Source organism: Streptococcus alactolyticus, assembly GCF_012277075.1.
Taxonomy (GTDB): Bacteria; Bacillota; Bacilli; order Lactobacillales; family Streptococcaceae; genus Streptococcus; species Streptococcus alactolyticus.
This window is the reverse complement of record NZ_JAAXMT010000007.1, coordinates 1-1,769: the sequence shown is the minus strand read 5'-3', so window position 1 is coordinate 1,769 and position 1,769 is coordinate 1. Positions and strand designations below refer to the sequence as shown.

The following is a 1,769-nucleotide window of genomic DNA, read 5'->3' as shown; positions in this document are numbered from 1 at the left end:
TCAACCTCAACTGTCATCCGTATGCTCAATGAGTTTCAGTTTAAAACCAACTTGAATCACCTGCCTACTGTCATGAGCTGGGATGAGTATAGTTTTAAGAAAGGGAAAATGAGCTTTATCGCTCAGGATTTTGATAACAAGAATATCATCGCTATCTTAGATGGACGAACACAGGCAGTCGTCCGCAACCATTTCCTGCGTTATCACAGAAAGGTCCGTGAACGTGTACAATTCATCACTATGGATATGTATAGTCCTTACTAACAGCTGGCCAAACAGCTTTTTCCGCATGCTCAAATCGTTCTCGACCGTTTTCCCCTCGCTTTCTCATTTTTTAAGCTCGGGCTAAAATAGTCCACTGGACTAGTTTACTCCAACATCTTAGTCGTTCTATGAACCGTGTTCGTATCCAAATCATGAACCGATTTGACCGTAAATCAATAGAATATCGAGCTCTTAAACGCTACTGGAAACTGATACAGCAGGATAGTCGCAAGATGAATAACAAGCGATTTTACCGTCCAACCTTTAGAGAACATCTAACAAATAAAGAAATTCGAGATCGACTCATCAGCTATTCAGAAGAATTGAAATGTCATTACGACCTTTACCAGCTCTTACTGTTCCACTTTCAGGAGAAAAACACTGATCACTTCTTTGAGCTCATTGAAGACAATATCATGCTCGTGCATCCAATCTTTCGGACGGTTTTTCGAACCTTCCGAAAGGATAAGAAGAAAGTCATCAACGCCATTACTTTACCTTACTCTAATGGCAAACTCGAAGCTACTAACAATCTGATCAAGGTTATCAAGCGGAATGCCTATGGCTTTAGGAACTTTGAAAACTTTAAAAAACGCATTCTCATCGCTTTGAACGTCAAAAAAGAGAAAACCAATTTGGTTCTCTCTAGATGTTAGCTGGCATCAACCCACTACAGTTGACAATGAGCCCTAAATAACAGAATATAATGGGGAAAGAAATAAAAAAATAGTGGAAAATCTAATAGGATTTTCCACTATTAATTACTATACCGGCGGCCGGGGTCGAACCGGCACGTCCTTGCGGACACTGGATTTTGAGTCCAGCGCGTCTGCCAATTCCGCCACGCCGGCTAGTATAACTGGGGTAGCTGGATTCGAACCAACGCATGAGGGAGTCAAAGTCCCTTGCCTTACCGCTTGGCTATACCCCAATAATAAGAAGGCGAATGATGGGAATCGAACCCACGCATGCCAGAGCCACAATCTGGTGTGTTAACCACTTCACCACATTCGCCATATCCTTAACACGGGCAGTAGGAATTGAACCCACACTGAAGGTTTTGGAGACCTTAGTTCTACCTTTAAACTATGCCCGTAATATGGAAGGGGAGGGATTCGAACCCCCGAACCCGAAGGAGCGGATTTACAGTCCGCCGCGTTTAGCCTCTTCGCTACCCTTCCAGATTAATATATAATAATGGCGCGAGACGGAATCGAACCGCCGACACATGGAGCTTCAATCCATTGCTCTACCAACTGAGCTACCGAGCCTTCTATTGCGGGAGCAGGATTTGAACCTACGACCTTCGGGTTATGAGCCCGACGAGCTACCGAGCTGCTCCATCCCGCGACAACAATATAAAGGAGGATGTGGGATTCGAACCCACGCACGCTTTTACACGCCTGACGGTTTTCAAGACCGTTCCCTTCAGCCAGACTTGGGTAATCCTCCATATAAGTATAGTCCGTACGGGATTCGAACCCGTGTTACCGCCGTGAAAAGGC

At 44.7% G+C, this 1,769-nt stretch carries 8 tRNA genes and 1 pseudogene; 1 reads left to right on the top strand and 8 read right to left on the bottom strand.

Annotation, left to right across the window (positions count from 1 at the left end):
* Window positions 1-920: pseudogene (locus HFK82_RS05145) on the top strand (ISL3 family transposase); the annotation flags it as partial.
* 111 nt (window positions 921-1,031) lie between these two features.
* Here HFK82_RS05145 and HFK82_RS05140 read toward each other — a convergent pair.
* The 8 genes from HFK82_RS05140 to HFK82_RS05105 all read right to left on the bottom strand — a co-directional run bounded on the left by HFK82_RS05140 (window position 1,032) and on the right by HFK82_RS05105 (window position 1,716).
* A tRNA-Leu gene (locus HFK82_RS05140) sits at window positions 1,032-1,115 on the bottom strand.
* 8 nt (window positions 1,116-1,123) lie between these two features.
* Window positions 1,124-1,195 (bottom strand) — tRNA-Gln (locus HFK82_RS05135).
* Window positions 1,196-1,205: 10 nt separating this feature from the next.
* A tRNA-His gene (locus HFK82_RS05130) sits at window positions 1,206-1,278 on the bottom strand.
* A gap of 11 nt (window positions 1,279-1,289) precedes the next feature.
* Window positions 1,290-1,360: transfer RNA gene (locus HFK82_RS05125), tRNA-Trp, on the bottom strand.
* A 4-nt stretch (window positions 1,361-1,364) separates the two neighbouring features.
* A tRNA-Tyr gene (locus HFK82_RS05120) sits at window positions 1,365-1,445 on the bottom strand.
* A 17-nt stretch (window positions 1,446-1,462) separates the two neighbouring features.
* Window positions 1,463-1,535 (bottom strand) — tRNA-Phe (locus tag HFK82_RS05115).
* A 5-nt stretch (window positions 1,536-1,540) separates the two neighbouring features.
* Window positions 1,541-1,614: transfer RNA gene (locus HFK82_RS05110), tRNA-Met, on the bottom strand.
* Between the two features lie 12 nt (window positions 1,615-1,626).
* A tRNA-Ser gene (locus HFK82_RS05105) sits at window positions 1,627-1,716 on the bottom strand.
* Window positions 1,717-1,769 lie beyond the last annotated feature (53 nt).